Annotated in this window: 18 protein-coding genes; 8 read left to right on the forward strand and 10 right to left on the reverse strand. The window is 65.4% G+C overall.

Annotation, left to right across the window (positions count from 1 at the left end; translation table 11 throughout):
- Positions 1-5 precede the first annotated feature (5 nt).
- Entirely contained in the window at positions 6-785 is a 780-nt protein-coding gene (locus tag ACQY8M_RS37065; RefSeq protein WP_428667352.1) for an enoyl-CoA hydratase/isomerase family protein, read from the forward strand.
- 4 nt (positions 786-789) lie between these two features.
- On the opposite strand, the gene ACQY8M_RS37070 is transcribed toward ACQY8M_RS37065, so the two are convergent.
- Positions 790-990 carry a DUF1127 domain-containing protein gene (locus ACQY8M_RS37070; RefSeq protein ID WP_428667354.1) on the reverse strand — a complete coding sequence of 67 codons (201 nt, stop codon included), beginning with the start codon at positions 988-990 and terminating at the stop codon, positions 790-792.
- A gap of 92 nt (positions 991-1,082) precedes the next feature.
- Here ACQY8M_RS37070 and ACQY8M_RS37075 point away from each other — a divergent pair, with 92 nt between their 5' ends.
- Positions 1,083-1,484, forward strand: coding sequence for a hypothetical protein (locus ACQY8M_RS37075; RefSeq protein WP_428667356.1), 402 nt, complete (start codon positions 1,083-1,085; stop codon positions 1,482-1,484).
- Between the two features lie 102 nt (positions 1,485-1,586).
- On the opposite strand, the gene ACQY8M_RS37080 is transcribed toward ACQY8M_RS37075, so the two are convergent.
- Positions 1,587-2,381 carry a hypothetical protein gene (locus tag ACQY8M_RS37080; protein WP_428667358.1) on the reverse strand — a complete coding sequence of 265 codons (795 nt, stop codon included), beginning with the start codon at positions 2,379-2,381 and terminating at the stop codon, positions 1,587-1,589.
- The gene (locus tag ACQY8M_RS37085) at positions 2,381-3,124 is read right to left on the reverse strand and encodes a 2-keto-4-pentenoate hydratase (RefSeq protein WP_428667360.1); all 744 of its coding nucleotides are present in this window, start codon (positions 3,122-3,124) and stop codon (positions 2,381-2,383) included. Before ACQY8M_RS37085 ends, ACQY8M_RS37080 begins: the two co-directional genes overlap by 1 nt.
- 33 nt (positions 3,125-3,157) lie before the next feature.
- Here ACQY8M_RS37085 and ACQY8M_RS37090 point away from each other — a divergent pair, with 33 nt between their 5' ends.
- Together ACQY8M_RS37090 and ACQY8M_RS37095 are read left to right on the forward strand one after the other, a co-directional pair.
- Positions 3,158-4,333 (forward strand): amidohydrolase family protein, encoded by a 1,176-nt coding sequence (locus ACQY8M_RS37090; RefSeq protein WP_428667362.1) that lies wholly within the window; start codon positions 3,158-3,160, stop codon positions 4,331-4,333.
- Complete coding sequence (locus ACQY8M_RS37095; RefSeq protein ID WP_428667364.1) at positions 4,330-5,163, forward strand: enoyl-CoA hydratase; 834 nt, start codon at positions 4,330-4,332, stop codon at positions 5,161-5,163. The genes ACQY8M_RS37090 and ACQY8M_RS37095 overlap by 4 nt, the downstream gene beginning before the upstream one ends.
- A 47-nt stretch (positions 5,164-5,210) precedes the next feature.
- Here the strand turns inward: ACQY8M_RS37095 and ACQY8M_RS37100 are convergent, their stop codons facing one another.
- Positions 5,211-6,089 (reverse strand): alpha/beta fold hydrolase, encoded by an 879-nt coding sequence (locus tag ACQY8M_RS37100; protein ID WP_428667366.1) that lies wholly within the window; start codon positions 6,087-6,089, stop codon positions 5,211-5,213.
- A 36-nt stretch (positions 6,090-6,125) separates the two neighbouring features.
- On the opposite strand from ACQY8M_RS37100, the gene ACQY8M_RS37105 reads away from it, so the two are divergent.
- Entirely contained in the window at positions 6,126-6,500 is a 375-nt protein-coding gene (locus ACQY8M_RS37105; RefSeq protein ID WP_428667368.1) for a Rid family hydrolase, read from the forward strand.
- Between the two features lie 3 nt (positions 6,501-6,503).
- Here ACQY8M_RS37105 and ACQY8M_RS37110 read toward each other — a convergent pair whose 3' ends face one another.
- Entirely contained in the window at positions 6,504-7,238 is a 735-nt protein-coding gene (locus ACQY8M_RS37110; protein ID WP_428667370.1) for a cobalt ABC transporter substrate-binding protein, read from the reverse strand.
- A 68-nt stretch (positions 7,239-7,306) separates the two neighbouring features.
- Positions 7,307-8,395, reverse strand: coding sequence for an ABC transporter substrate-binding protein (locus ACQY8M_RS37115; RefSeq protein WP_428667372.1), 1,089 nt, complete (start codon positions 8,393-8,395; stop codon positions 7,307-7,309).
- Positions 8,396-8,491: 96 nt separating this feature from the next.
- Here ACQY8M_RS37115 and ACQY8M_RS37120 point away from each other — a divergent pair, with 96 nt between their 5' ends.
- Positions 8,492-8,752, forward strand: coding sequence for a glutathione S-transferase N-terminal domain-containing protein (locus ACQY8M_RS37120; protein WP_428667374.1), 261 nt, complete (start codon positions 8,492-8,494; stop codon positions 8,750-8,752).
- Positions 8,753-8,812: 60 nt separating this feature from the next.
- Here the strand turns inward: ACQY8M_RS37120 and ACQY8M_RS37125 are convergent, their stop codons facing one another.
- From ACQY8M_RS37125 to ACQY8M_RS37140, 4 genes are all read right to left on the reverse strand, one after another.
- The gene (locus ACQY8M_RS37125) at positions 8,813-9,166 is read right to left on the reverse strand and encodes a DUF1622 domain-containing protein (protein ID WP_428667376.1); all 354 of its coding nucleotides are present in this window, start codon (positions 9,164-9,166) and stop codon (positions 8,813-8,815) included.
- 10 nt (positions 9,167-9,176) lie between these two features.
- Positions 9,177-9,425 carry a hypothetical protein gene (locus ACQY8M_RS37130; protein WP_428667378.1) on the reverse strand — a complete coding sequence of 83 codons (249 nt, stop codon included), beginning with the start codon at positions 9,423-9,425 and terminating at the stop codon, positions 9,177-9,179.
- Between the two features lie 75 nt (positions 9,426-9,500).
- The gene (locus ACQY8M_RS37135; RefSeq protein ID WP_428667380.1) at positions 9,501-10,484 is read right to left on the reverse strand and encodes an isopenicillin N synthase family dioxygenase; all 984 of its coding nucleotides are present in this window, start codon (positions 10,482-10,484) and stop codon (positions 9,501-9,503) included.
- A 155-nt stretch (positions 10,485-10,639) separates the two neighbouring features.
- Complete coding sequence (locus tag ACQY8M_RS37140) at positions 10,640-10,768, reverse strand: hypothetical protein (protein WP_428667382.1); 129 nt, start codon at positions 10,766-10,768, stop codon at positions 10,640-10,642.
- A gap of 283 nt (positions 10,769-11,051) precedes the next feature.
- Here ACQY8M_RS37140 and ACQY8M_RS37145 point away from each other — a divergent pair, with 283 nt between their 5' ends.
- Both ACQY8M_RS37145 and ACQY8M_RS37150 read left to right on the forward strand, forming a co-directional pair.
- Positions 11,052-12,035: an ABC transporter substrate-binding protein gene (locus ACQY8M_RS37145; RefSeq protein ID WP_428667384.1), complete on the forward strand. Its 984-nt coding sequence runs from the start codon at positions 11,052-11,054 to the stop codon at positions 12,033-12,035.
- Positions 12,032-12,841 carry an ABC transporter ATP-binding protein gene (locus ACQY8M_RS37150; RefSeq protein ID WP_428667386.1) on the forward strand — a complete coding sequence of 270 codons (810 nt, stop codon included), beginning with the start codon at positions 12,032-12,034 and terminating at the stop codon, positions 12,839-12,841. The genes ACQY8M_RS37145 and ACQY8M_RS37150 overlap by 4 nt, the downstream gene beginning before the upstream one ends.
- The last annotated feature ends 86 nt before the right edge of the window (positions 12,842-12,927 follow it).

Genomic DNA, 12,927 nt, shown 5'->3' on the forward strand with positions numbered 1-12,927 from the left:
CTCAAATGACCGAAGAACTGCTCTACGACAAGCGCGGCGATGTCGCGTGGGTGACCTTCAACCGCCCCAAGGCGCGCAACGCGCTGACTTTCGCGATGTATGAAGGATTGGCCGAGGTCTGCGGCCGGATCGCCCGAACGCGCGAGGTGAAGGCGCTGGTCATCACCGGCGCCGGCGACAAGGCCTTCGCCGCCGGCACCGACATTGCCCAGTTCAAGGAGTTCAAGGACGGCGAGGACGGCATCGCCTACGAGCGCAAGATGGACCGTATCCTTGAAACGATCGAGCGCTGCCCGATCCCGACCATCGCGGCGGTCGTCGGCTTCTGCACCGGCGGCGGGGCGGCGATCGCGGCGGTCTGCGACTTCCGCATTGCCTCGGCCAGCGCCCAGTTCGGCTTCCCGATCGCCCGTACGCTCGGCAACTGCCTGTCGATGAGCAACTACGCCCGGCTGGTCGCGCTGGTCGGCCCGCAGCGCGTGAAGGAGATGCTGTACCTCGCCAAGCTGGTCGACGCGCCGACCGCGCTGCAGATCGGGCTGGTGAGCGAGCTGTTGCCGGATCAGCCTGCCTTGCTCGCCCGCGCGGAAGAGCTGGCAACCACCCTTGCGGGCCATGCGCCGATCACCCTCTCGACGACCAAGGAGGCCCTGCGGCGCCTTCAAGCGAAAATGGGCGACGAGAATATCGACGACCTGATTCGCCAAACCTACGCCAGCGCCGATTTCCGGGAGGGCATGGACGCCTTCCTGCAGAAGCGGGCGCCGAAATGGACGGGTACATGACCGGTCAGGCCTGCCAGAAGCGCTTGCTGCATTCGGCCCGGCGCTGATCGCGGCTAAGGCCGACATCGTCGAGCTCGCGGTCTTCCAGCGCCGCGAGGTGCCGGCGCGAGCGCTGGCGATGGTGCCACAGCGCAAGGGCAAGGAGGATGCGGCGCGTCAGGTCCCGTTCGCTGGTCAGCACAGGGCCGTGAAGAATGCTTTCCATGAGCGTACAATGCCGCCCTATTCGCGTTCGGCGTTGCGGCGATGGCCGAAACATCTGATAAGAATGAAACCAGATAACAACGGGGAAGAACGATGCGATTTGGAAAGACGCTGGCGGCAATGGGCATCTTCCTGGCGGCGACGGCCTGCACCAATCCCAAGCAGGTGATCGCGGACAAGGAAGACATGATGGCGGCGTCGGGCTTCACCTTCGTGCCCGTCAACACGCCGGAGCGCATCGCCTCCTTCAAGACGCTGCCGCCACACAAGTTCTTCCGCCAGGTCAATGGCGACAAGGTGGCCTACATCTATGCCGATCCGACGATCTGCAATTGCCTCTATGTCGGCGGGCAGAAAGCCTACGCCAATTACCAGGCCCGCCGCCTCAACAAGCAGATTGCCGATGAGCAGGCCCAGGCCGCCGCGGACATCTCGATGGCGAGTTGGGATTGGGGTCCGTGGGGCGGCTATCCGATGGGCTTTCCCTACTACTAGTCTCCACCTGGACCGCGGGAGCCCGCCCAACGAAGGTACCGACGGGTGCTCGCGGTGAGGAAGACCGCAAGAGCACACCGCGCCTGACGCGGCGGACGAGGGCTAATCCGCCGCGAGGGAGTCCACGACGCGTTGCGCCTGCTGGACCAGGCCCGCATATGCAGGCGTTTCGCGAACCCGCAGGCTCCAGCAGCGTACGTAAGCTTCCGACGCTTCGTTCTCCAGGGTGAAGCTGTCGTCGGCCTTGCCGTCCGCCCGCATGGTCTTGGCCTTGTCCAGCGCGGTCACGAGAGGCTCTTCGCAAGCCGGAAGCTCAGGCGCCGCCGCGGCTTTGTCGAGATAAAGAAAAATCTTTCCGCCCTTGCGCACGATGACGCCGATCTCGCGCGGCGGCGAGAAGGCGCCAGCCTGCGAGGCGAGAGCGAGATGCGCAACGGCCTGCACCGCCTTCGCCGGTCGTTCGATCGGGAGCGTGGCGTAGACCGTCACCGCGGCGTCGCCTGTCAGCCCGAAGTAGAGATCCTCTCCCTCCCCGAGCTTGGCCTCGAGATCGATCGGCTGCTTCGGCTTCTCACCGAGCCAGTGGCGCGCCAGGCCCTCTGTCGTGACGACCGCGTCGCCAAAGGCGATGGCATCGAGCTTGTCCGAGCCTGTCCCGCAGCACAGGCTGTCGCGCACCATATCGCCGGGACCGGGATAGCCCTTCGGCGGCGGACCGACGATTCGCCGCAGCATCGGTGTCAGGGTGCCGATCGCCTTATCGTGCGCGGCACTGTCCCATTTCTGCTCGAGCGCTGCGGCCGCCCGATCGCGCGCGGCAATGTAGGTTGCCTCCTCCGGCGAGAGCGCCCAGGCCGGCGTCGCGAGCAACAACAGAGGTGCCAGAACGGTCCGCATCAGAAGCTCGCTTCGACGCTCCCCAGGCCGACGAACTCGCCTCGCGCCCTCGTGCCGGGCGGATAGTAGCGAAGGCCCGTCCAGGAACCGGTGGTGATCGCCTGGCCCGCGCGAATGCCGCCGCGACGGCGCACCGCGTGGTCGATCATCCAGGCGAGTGGCCGCACCGGATCGACGGAACCGAGCCCGCCTTTCTGATCGACCTCGACCTTGCCGTCGATCGTGAGCTTGACCTGCAGGCCGGCCCAGTCGAGGCCCTTCCAGCCCTTGATCGACTCGCCGATCACCAACGCGTGGTTCATCTGGTTGTCGGCCAGCAGCCACTCCGGATCGGCCGACTTGAAATCGGCCAGCCTCGTGTCGACCACCTCCAGGCCGACGAAGGCATCGCCGACGGCAGCGAGCGCCTCGTCGCGCCCGACCGGTTCGCTGCGCGCGGCGATGTTCTTCACGATATGGAACGAGATTTCGATCTCGACTCCGATCATGTGCATCGCCTTGCCGTCGAACGCCGCGGGGGATTTCACCAGCGCGCCGGCGAGCAGCGGCGCAGGATTAGGTTCGGCGGTCGGCGTCCGTGCGCCGACCTTCCAGCCAGAGACGGGGCCGGTCGCCTGCGCGACGCCGTCCTGGATGGCATAGACGGCCGCGCGGTCCGGGAGCCCGAACGGCGGCTTCAGCTGCAGGCCGGAACGGCGAGCCTCGAGCAACTGCTGCACCACCTTCGAAACATCCGCACTCATGCTAAGCTCCCGGCAACGAAAGACGGAGGAACCATGCCCTACGCCAGCGGGCGCGTCATTCACGACGCCGATGCGCACATCATGGAAGTGCCGGGCTTCCTCGCCGATCATCTCGAGGCGAAGTACCGCGCCGCGATAAGCGACGACGCGTTGTTCCCGCGCCGCGACGGCTTCCACAGCCGGCTGCAGGAAGCCGAGCGCGCCGACGGCGAGACATTTGACGAGTCGCAGATCATGCTGGCCAAGAACTGGGCCGCGCTCGGCTCATGGCGCAAGCAGGACCGCACGCGCTCGGTCGACCTGCTGGGCTTCGCCAGCCAGCTCATGTTCACCACGGCCCTGCTCAACCTCTCCAACGTGCTGGAAAGCGGCAAGGACCACGACCTCGCCTATGCCGTCGCGCGCGCCCATACCCGGCACATGGTCGACTTCTGCTCGGTCGACCGGCGATTGCTGCCGACCGGCTACGTGCCGCTGCTCGACTTCGAGCGCACCGCAAAGGCCGCGCGCGAGGCGATCGACAGGGGTGCCAAGGCGCTTCTGATTCCCTCGCGCTGCCCGGACGACCATTCGCCGAGCCATATCGGCTTCGATCCGCTGTGGGCGATGGCGCAGGAAGCGGGGCTGCCGATCGTGTTCCATGTCGGCGGCGGCGGCACGCTGCTCGAGAAGGCATATTTCAACAACGGACTGCCGCCGGTGCCGGACTTCCATGGCGGTGACGACAATTTCAAGTCGATCGACTACATGGCGATCGGCTACGCGCCAATGAAGGCGCTGACCGCGCTGATCGTGGACCGCGTGCCCGATCGATTTCCGACCCTGAAGTTCGGCGTGATCGAGCAGGGCGCATCGTGGGTGCCGGGCTGGATCCGCAACATGGATAGCGCACATAACGCCTTCTACAAGAACGAGGAGCGGCTGCAGAAGATGTCGCTCAAGCCGAGCGAGTTCGTGAAGCGGCAGGTGAGGGTCACGCCCTACCCGCATGAGGACACGGGCTGGATCATCGCCAACACGGGCGACGAGGTCTGCCTGTTCTCGTCCGACTATCCGCATGTCGAGGGCGGCCGCAATCCGATCAAGCGCTTCGAGACCTCGATGCAGACTGCCGGCACGAGCGAGGCGCAGAAGCAGCGTTTCTATTGCGACAATTTCGTCGACCTGATGGGCGCGGGCCTGGCGCCCGAGCTGAGGCAAGCCGCATGAAGACCTACACCACCTTGCTGACGGAACAGACCGGAGCGGTGCACAAGATCACCACAAACCGCCCGGAAGTACTGAACGCGCAGAGCCGCATCCTGCTCGAGGAGCTGGACGATGCGTTTCTCCGCGCGGTCGACGATCCCGAGGTGCGGGTCATCATCCTGGCCGGTGCCGGCAAGCACTTTTCCGCCGGCCATGATCTCGGCTCGCCGCAGGAGATGGAAGACCAGAAGAAGACGCCGCTCGAGCCCGGCTTCAAGGGCGAGTATCGCCGCCTGTGGGAGCGCTTCTTCGACAACACCATGCGCTGGCGCGACCTGCCGAAGCCGACCATCGCGCAGGTCCAGGGCTACTGCATCATGGGTGGGATGATGATCGCCTCGGCCTGCGACCTGATCATCGCCAGCGAGGACGCGCTGTTCGCCGATCGCGCCGTTAAGTGGGGCGGGAGCCACGTCCAGTATTTCTCCATGCCGTGGGACCTCGGCCCGCGCAAGGCGAAGGAATATCTCTTCACCGGCGAGTTCATCTCCGCCGCCGAAGCCGAGAAGCTCGGCCTGGTGAACCGCGTTGTGCCGCGTGGAAAACTCGAGGAAGAGACGATGAAGCTCGCCCAGCAGATCGCCGAGCGCGATCCCTTCGCGCTCAAGTTCGCCAAAGCCTCGGTCAACGAGATGCAGAACGCGCAGGGCTGGCGCGAGTCGATGGAAGGCGCGTTCAAGAACTACATGCTCACCATCCCGCACCGCATCGAGCTCGGCACCTACGGCGCGGCGGCACGCGAGAAGAACCCGAAGGACCGGTTCGGCATGTTGAACAAGAAAGCGGGCTGACTCCTCTTGCCTTCCCCCGCAGACGGGGGAAGGCAAGACGCTGAAGTTCAGAAAAACCTCGCGAACCACTCCAAGGTCGCCTCGGGCGCTTCCTCGGCGATGTAGTGGCCGGCCTTGACGGCGCCGCCGGTCACGGTGCTGGCGCAATAGCTCTGCCACAACGGTAGAGGCTTGTACCATTCGCCGATCTTGCCGTTGCTGCCCCACAATACCAGCATCGGACATTGCACCTTCGTCCCCGCAGCGCGGCTTTCACGGTCGTGCACCAGATCGATGGTCGCCGCGGCACGGTAGTCCTCGCACATGCCGCGCGTCGTGTCGGGCTGGCGTGCGAAGTGGAGATAGTCGGCCAGTGCGTCGGGATGGAAGACGTTGGTCGGCTTCGGGCTGCGAGACGTGTGGCCATGGAACCAGACATCGGGCGCCGCACTGATCACCGCTTCCGGGATCGGGTGCGGCTGGGCGAACCAGAACCAGTGATAGTAGCCCATCGCGAATTCCATGTTGGCGCGCTCGAAGTGCTCGATCGTGGGCACGATGTCGAGCACGGCGAGCTTCTCGACCCGGTCGGGATAATCGAGCGCCAGGCGATGCGCGACCCGGGCACCGCGATCATGGCTGCCGACCTTGAATCGGTCGTGACCGAAATGCGCCATCACCGCGACGAGATCCTTCGCCATCTCGCGCTTCGAGTAGGGCGCATGGTCCCTGGTCGCTTCCGGTTTGAACGAGCCGCCGTAGCCACGCAGGTCGGGCGCGATCACCGTGAAGCGCTCGGCAAGCGCCGGCGCGACCCCGTTCCACATCGCGTGCGTCTGGGGATTGCCGTGCACCAACAGCAAGGGCGCTCCCGAGCCGCCATGGCGCAAGCGAATCGTGCCGCCGGGAACGGCAATTTCGGTCAGGGTGAAATTCTCGAAGAACATGTTTCCTCGCCTTCAACGTCGCTGCATAACGCACGCATGAGCACCGACGATATCACGCGCGTCCCGAACCGGACGCTGCCGAGCAAATCCTCCGTCGCCGTGTATCGCCTGCCGGGCGGTGGCGGCTTCCTGTGGGCCGTGGCGACATCACCTGATCGGACGCAGGACATCAAGGTCCAGACACTCGGCTGCCTCGGCGTGATCGACGGCTACCTGAACGCCAACGGACTCGACCGCACGCGCATCGTAAAGGCGGAGATCGTCGTCACCGACCACGACAACAAGCCGGCCTTCGATGAAGCGTGGGCGAGCTGGATGCCCGATGGCAGGGGTCCGGTGCGGTCCTTCGTGCAGTCGATCATGCCGGAAGGTGACATGATCGAGATCATCATCACCGCCGCTCTGCCTTAGGCGCTACTCCGGCATCGCGGCGCGCTTGGGCACGATGAGCGGCGGCGCCGCCGGGCCCTCCAGGCCCTCAGCGACGCGGAACGACAGCGTCGTCACGAAGCGCTTGCGATCATAGGCAATGGCGCCCTCGCCGCCCGCCTTGGTGTCGAGATGCTCGACCTCGATCGCGTAGGTGCCGCGCCACGGCAAGGCGGCGGTGAATGCGCCGCTCTCGTCCGTGTGCAGCTCGCGCTGCCAGCCCGATTCGGCCTTCAGCCCGAGCTTGGCCTTGGGCAACGGCTTGCCGTTGTAGATCACCTTGAAGCTGCCGGGCTTGCCGGTCGGCACGACGTCGAGAGTCAGTGCCGGCGCGCGCTCGGCGAAGTCGGGCACCCAGCGTGCCGCCAGGGTGCCGAGCGTGCGGATCGCCTTGTCGGCTTGCTTGCGTTCGGTCACGAGCCCCTGCTCGGCGATGATGCTGTCGCCGGCTGCGATCGCGCCGCTCAGCACGAAGGCGCTCGGCGTCTTCTCGACCTTGAGCGGCTGCATGCCCGATCCTCCGATGACCTTGGCCTCGGGCAGCGGTTTGAAGCGGTCGAGCAGGCCGGGCGAGGCCTCGCGCACGTTCTCGTCGAACTCGCCGAAATAGAGCTTGGCGCCCTGGCTGGGATTCTGGCCGTCGGCCTCGAGCCAGAGATGATGGGCCGACGCCGTCGACGCCCACAAAAGGGCCACGGCAAATAGGGGAATTGCGCGCATGTCATCGTCCTCCGACAGGAGGTGTCGGTTGCGAATCGTTCGCAGTCAAGCCCTCGTCGCTGTCCCTCTCAGGGAATCTTGCATTCCTGTGCCTGCTTGACGATGGCGGCGTGGTCGAAGTCGTTGACCTTCTCGAAGAAGTTCGGGATGCCGATCAAGTAGTTGGCCGGGTTGGCGATCTTCTGCTTCAACACCTTGGTCTCGAGGAACACCTGTTCCAGGTCGGCGAAGTTCTTCGGCGTCGCCGCGCCCCACAGCTTGCCGCCGGCCATGTCGAGCGCCTGCTTCATGCCGTCCATCTGGCCTGCGAGGCGATGAAGGTCGCCCTTGATCTGGGTCGCCTCGTTGCCGCCGGTCGGCTTGGTGTCGGGATACTTGGCCCACTGGATCTTGCGCACGCAGTCGGGATTGGTCGCGGCGAAAAGCGAAGCCTTCACCCCGCCGCGCACCATCGCCTCGACCATCTTGGGGTCACGGTCGATCGTCGATTGCAGCGTCGCCACCGAGAAGTCGGGATACTGCCGCCACATCGGATCGTGGAAATATCTGAACTTGCCGCCGGCGACCTCGAAGGAGGTGATCGCCGAGCCCCAGAACATCAGGCCCTGCACCCGATTGGAGCGCAGCGCTTCGAGCGCGCCCGGTCCGCCGCCGACGGCGACCAGCGCGTAGTCGTCGTCTTGCTTCAGGCCATTGGCCTGCAGGAAGGCGTGCAGCAGCGGAACGCCGCCGGTCCCGAGGCTCGCCACGCCGATGGTCTTGCCCTTGAAGTCCGAGAGCTTCTGCACCGGCCCGGCCTCGGCCGAAACCAGCGACCAGTCGATGACGGTGTTCACCATGATGGTCTTGATCGGGATCTTGATGTCGGCGGCGGCCTGCATGATCGGCGCGCTGTTGGCCTCGACGAAGTCGACGTTGCCGGCGCTCATGAGCTGGATGCCCTGCAATGAGCTTTGCGCGGCGAAGACTTCGATCTCGTAGCCTTCTTCCTTCCAGTAGCCGAGCACCGGCGGCAGCATTGCCCAAGGATAGGTGATGTTGAGCGTCAGCGTCCCCACACCGAACTTCGCCTTCTTGAGCGGCGGCGTCTGCGCGGAGGCGGCGAAAGCCGACAGGAGTACGGCTGCGAAGGCAGCACCGACAACGAAACCTTTCATTTCTTTCCCCCAACGCGAACCGCCGCACCGCTGCAAGCGGTGGGCCAAAACTGGCATTTCTTCTGCTAAACGGGCTCGACCATTCGGAGCCTTGTCATGCTGCGCATCCACGGCCGCGCCAATTCCTCGAACAGCCAGATGGTGATGTGGTGCGTGGGCGAGCTCGGGCTCGCGCATGAAAGGCTCGATGTCGGCGGCTCGTTCGGCGGCACCGACACGCCAGACTATCGCTCCATGAACCCGATGGGGCTGATTCCGACAATGGACGACGCGGGCTTCGTGCTGTGGGAATCCAACACCATCATCCGCTATCTCGCGACCAAGCACGGTGCCGGCACGCTGTGGTCTTGCCACTGATCATCTGACGATGGGCGACATCCCGCTCTCCGCACCCACGTCATGGTGCCGCTGGCCTGATCAGCCCGCGGGCGTGCCCTTCTGCCAGGGCCAGCGGCCACTGACCTCCAGCTCGAGCGCGAAGCTCAACAATGTACGGATGGCCACGATGACAGCCAGCACGCCGAGGTTCTGCAAGGTTGGCTCGACCGCGACCGTGCCGATGATGTCGGCGATCACCAGGAACTCGAGCCCGAGCAGGATCGCCCGGCCGAGGTCCGCGCGCAGTTCATGGTAGCCGGCCTGCATCGTGGCGCCGCGCGCAAGCCGCACGACAAAGGCGATGCTGGCCAAGACCGCTCCGGCAATCAGGACCGCAATGCCGACGAACTCGACGGCGCGGCCGGCGACCGAGGCGAAATGATCGAGGGACACCGTTTCCACCCTAATCGTCGCACAGCTCGAGCGCCAGCAACTCGAGCACTCGCGCCGCCGCGGACGGGTTGCCCGCCCCGTCATCGGCACGCGCCTGCTCGATCATCCGGCCGAAGTGACATTCGCGTCCGGGCGCAAGGGCGCCGATCGCACGCTTGAGCTTCAGGAGCGTGTCCAGTCGGGCATCGAAATCGCTCGTTCCGGCAGGGGCTATCCCGGCCGGGAAGTTGTTACTCCAACCAAGCGCCGTTGCCTGCATGACTGTCTCTCCTCATCTCCATCAACATTCTAAGCAGCCGATTTTCGACCGCCTTGATGAAGATCAAAGGTTGCCTCAGCCACCGCTGCCGACCGTCGGCCACAGGCTGTTGAAGAAGCGCGCCATGTCGTTGCCGATATGCATCGGCTTGAACGGCCGCGCGTTGGGTTTGGCGGCGAATTCCGGCAGCGGATCAACAATGGTGTCGAAGTTCGGGCTGAAAAAGAACGGCACCGAGTAGCGGTCCTTGCCCGAGCGGTTCACCACACGATGCTTGGCCGGATAGCACACGCCGCTGGTCAGCAGCTCGAGATACTCGCCGACATTGACCACGAACATGTCCGGCCGCGGCGGCGCCTGCAGCCATTCGCCGTTGCGCGCCTCGACCTCCAGCCCGCCGCGATCGTCCTGCAGCAGGATGGTCATGAATGACGTGTCCTGGTGCGGCCGCGCACCCATCATGTGGCCGATCTGCGGGGGCTGCGGCGGATAGTGCAGCAGCCGCATCTGACAGAGCGGTTGCTCGAACCAAGGCGAGAGGCTGTCGTAGGAGATGTCCAGCGCGCCGGACATGGCACGCAGGATGGTGTGCATCAGCCCGTTCATGTGGCCTTGCCATTCGACGACCACCTCCTTGAAGCCCGGCAGGTTCGGCCACTGGTTCGGCCCATGCAGCGGCTTCCTGGCGATCACCCCGGGATGATCCGGACCGAGATCCTGGCCGAGATTGAAGGCTTCGAGTATGTCCGGCGGGCGCTGCAAGTTGGTGCCGCGCTGGCCGACCTCGAGGAAGCCGCGAAAGAGCGGCGACTTGGTCATCGCCATTTCCTGCAGCTCGGCCTTGGGCAACGCGAAGAGGCGATGGCACTGCTCGAAGACACGCTCAGCCGCCGCAGCCGGGACCCCATGGTTCTGGGCGTAGAAGAAGCCGGTGGTCTCACAGGCCTCGCGCATCTCGATGTAGAGACGCGACCGTGCCGCCGGGCCCTGGCCGAGCCGGGCGAGGTCGATCACGGGAATTTCGCTGATCTCGACCTTTCGGCTCTGCAACAGGGTCATGACGTACACTCCCGGGACTGGCGCGCCGGGTGACGATATCCGCCGCCCGGGCCCCTGCCAACGTGCAGGAATCAGGCCGCGAGGCGGCGCCTGCGCACCTCCATATCCACAGCCCTCGCCTGGGCGACCGATGGCCGCTTGAGGCGCTTCTGGTGCTAGGCGGCGAGCGTCGGCCACTTCTTCAGGTCGACTCCTCCGAAGGCGAACCAGTTCAGTATCGTCACGAGATAGGCGTCGCCCACCGCGAAGGTGGGCAGGCGCCAGCCCCGATTCGGACTTGGCATCCGCGAGATACTGCAGGGACCGACGGACCCTCGTTCAGACCCGGCCATCGTCGAGCTTGCGGGCCGGCACATGGCCATTGGCCGCAATGCCTCAGCGCGTACACGATGTCTTCAACGACAAGGGCTTCGCCGGGCGGCTCGCTCATTCCCGTGATATGCCGGTGAAAGCCTCCGGCAGCCGCCTAGCGAAGCGCCCGCGTTGACTCCTCCGGCGGGCATTGTCCTAATGTCATGACAATAGGAGAGCTGGTCCCCTGAGAGACCTGCCAACCGGAGGACGCATATGAGATCGGTTCGCACGATGTTGGCCGCGCTTGCGCTCGGTCTTGGCCTCGCGAGCGCCGCCCGCGCCGAGGATATCGTCGTCACCCACTACGCGTCGCTGCTTTACGGTACCCCCTATGCCGTGGCGCTCGACAAGGGCTACTTCAAGCAAGCCGGCGTCGATGTCTCCAGCATCCTGACCTCCAAGGGCGGCGGCACCAGCGTGCGCAACATGATGGCGGGCGACACGCTGTTCGCCGAGGTCGCCTTCCCGGCGGTGCTCAGCGCCCTCAAGGAAAGCTTCCCGATCAAGATCATCAGCGGCGGCACCGACGGGCCCAGTTCTTTCTGGGTGACCCGACCGGGCGAGAAGATCGACACGCCAGAGGACCTCAAGGGCAAGCGCTTCGTCTACAGCCGGCCGAAATCGGTCAGCGAGAGCACCATCTTCGCCGTCCTGAAGTCACACGGCATCAAGCCGTCCGAAGTGACCATGGTGGCGATCGGCGATTTCGGCGCGGGCCTGACCGCGCTCGAGCACAACAAGATCGACATCGCCATCATTCCGGAGCCGATCTACTCGCAGAAGATGAAGGCCGGCGCCAAGTACCAGATCATTCCCTGGCTCGACGCCAAGCTGCCGCCCTACACCCAGACCGTGGGCATCACGACCGACGAGATGATCGCCAAGAAAGGCGACAAGCTGCGCGCCGTGATCGAGGGCCGCCGCAAGGGCGTCGATTTCCTTTATGCCAACCAGAAGGAAGCAGCCGCGAGCCTGGCCAAGGGCTATAACCTGCCGCCCGACATCGCCGCGTCGGCGCTGGCCGGGCTCCTGAAGCAGACGCCGGACTGGTTCGGCCGCGGCGACCTGAAGATCAAGCTGATGGATCTCACGGCGCAGTCGCTGATCGAGACCGGCGCGCTCGCAGGCGCCGTCGACTGGAAGGCGGCGATCGACGATCGCTTCATCCCGAAGGACCTGCAGTCCAGGACGCAATGAACAACGTCGTCGCGCGCCTCACCGACGTCTCGCGCATCTACCCGCCGCGTGCCGGGCACGCGGCGGTGCACGCGCTGGGTCCGCTGTCGCTCGACCTGCGCAAGGGCGAATTCTTCAGCGTCGTCGGGCCGTCAGGCTGCGGCAAGTCAACCTTGCTCGACGTGCTGGCCGGCCTTGCTCTACCGAGCCAGGGCACGGTCGAGTTCGAAGGCAAATCGGTCGTCGGCACCGTGCCGGACGGCGTCGGCGTGGTCTTCCAGGAAGACGCCTCGTTTCCCTGGCTGACCGTCGAGGACAACGTTGCGTTCGGCCTGCGCCGGCTCGGCATCGAGGCCGGCGAGATCCGCCGCCGTGTCGACTTCGCGGTCGGCTTCATGGGGCTGAACGATTTCAGCCGCGCCTATCCGAGCCAGCTCTCGGGCGGCATGCGCCAGCGGGTCTGCATCGCCCGCACCCTCGTCCTGCAGCCGCGCCTCATCCTGCTCGACGAGCCGTTCGGCGCCCTCGACCAGCAGACGCGTCTATTGATGGGCGACGAACTGCTGCGGCTGTGGCGCGAGACCTCGGCGACCATCCTGCTGATCACCCACGCGCTCGACGAGGCCAACCTCCTCTCCGACCGGATCGGCGTGATGTCGGCCCGGCCTGGCCGCTTCATCGATGTCGTCGAGACCGGCTGGCCGCGCGACCGCGACTCGCGTCTCGCCGAGCGGCCCGATTTCGGCGCCGTCACCTCGCGCCTGTGGTCGCTGCTCCGCACGGAATCGATGCTGGCGATGGGCCAGGGGAAGGCGGCCGCGTCATGAGCCCAATTTCCCGTCGTCCCGAGCGAAGCGAAGCGCAGTCGAGGGACCTGCTCATCCCGGCAGAGGTTGCATGAGCAGGTCCCTCC

Source organism: Reyranella sp., assembly GCF_965279465.1.
Taxonomy (GTDB): Bacteria; Pseudomonadota; Alphaproteobacteria; order Reyranellales; family Reyranellaceae; genus Reyranella.

Bases quoted from the DNA above. Each gene is read 5' to 3' on its own strand.
- ACQY8M_RS37065 (WP_428667352.1), top strand. From the start codon at position 6: ATGACCGAAGAACTGCTCTACGACAAGCGCGGCGATGTCGCGTGGGTG.
- ACQY8M_RS37070 (WP_428667354.1), bottom strand. From the start codon at position 990: ATGGAAAGCATTCTTCACGGCCCTGTGCTGACCAGCGAACGGGACCTG.
- ACQY8M_RS37075 (WP_428667356.1), top strand. From the start codon at position 1,083: ATGCGATTTGGAAAGACGCTGGCGGCAATGGGCATCTTCCTGGCGGCG.
- ACQY8M_RS37080 (WP_428667358.1), bottom strand. From the start codon at position 2,381: ATGCGGACCGTTCTGGCACCTCTGTTGTTGCTCGCGACGCCGGCCTGG.
- ACQY8M_RS37085 (WP_428667360.1), bottom strand. From the start codon at position 3,124: ATGAGTGCGGATGTTTCGAAGGTGGTGCAGCAGTTGCTCGAGGCTCGC.
- ACQY8M_RS37090 (WP_428667362.1), top strand. From the start codon at position 3,158: ATGCCCTACGCCAGCGGGCGCGTCATTCACGACGCCGATGCGCACATC.
- ACQY8M_RS37095 (WP_428667364.1), top strand. From the start codon at position 4,330: ATGAAGACCTACACCACCTTGCTGACGGAACAGACCGGAGCGGTGCAC.
- ACQY8M_RS37100 (WP_428667366.1), bottom strand. From the start codon at position 6,089: ATGTTCTTCGAGAATTTCACCCTGACCGAAATTGCCGTTCCCGGCGGC.
- ACQY8M_RS37105 (WP_428667368.1), top strand. From the start codon at position 6,126: ATGAGCACCGACGATATCACGCGCGTCCCGAACCGGACGCTGCCGAGC.
- ACQY8M_RS37110 (WP_428667370.1), bottom strand. From the start codon at position 7,238: ATGCGCGCAATTCCCCTATTTGCCGTGGCCCTTTTGTGGGCGTCGACG.
- ACQY8M_RS37115 (WP_428667372.1), bottom strand. From the start codon at position 8,395: ATGAAAGGTTTCGTTGTCGGTGCTGCCTTCGCAGCCGTACTCCTGTCG.
- ACQY8M_RS37120 (WP_428667374.1), top strand. From the start codon at position 8,492: ATGCTGCGCATCCACGGCCGCGCCAATTCCTCGAACAGCCAGATGGTG.
- ACQY8M_RS37130 (WP_428667378.1), bottom strand. From the start codon at position 9,425: ATGCAGGCAACGGCGCTTGGTTGGAGTAACAACTTCCCGGCCGGGATA.
- ACQY8M_RS37135 (WP_428667380.1), bottom strand. From the start codon at position 10,484: ATGACCCTGTTGCAGAGCCGAAAGGTCGAGATCAGCGAAATTCCCGTG.
- ACQY8M_RS37140 (WP_428667382.1), bottom strand. From the start codon at position 10,768: ATGCCAAGTCCGAATCGGGGCTGGCGCCTGCCCACCTTCGCGGTGGGC.
- ACQY8M_RS37145 (WP_428667384.1), top strand. From the start codon at position 11,052: ATGAGATCGGTTCGCACGATGTTGGCCGCGCTTGCGCTCGGTCTTGGC.
- ACQY8M_RS37150 (WP_428667386.1), top strand. From the start codon at position 12,032: ATGAACAACGTCGTCGCGCGCCTCACCGACGTCTCGCGCATCTACCCG.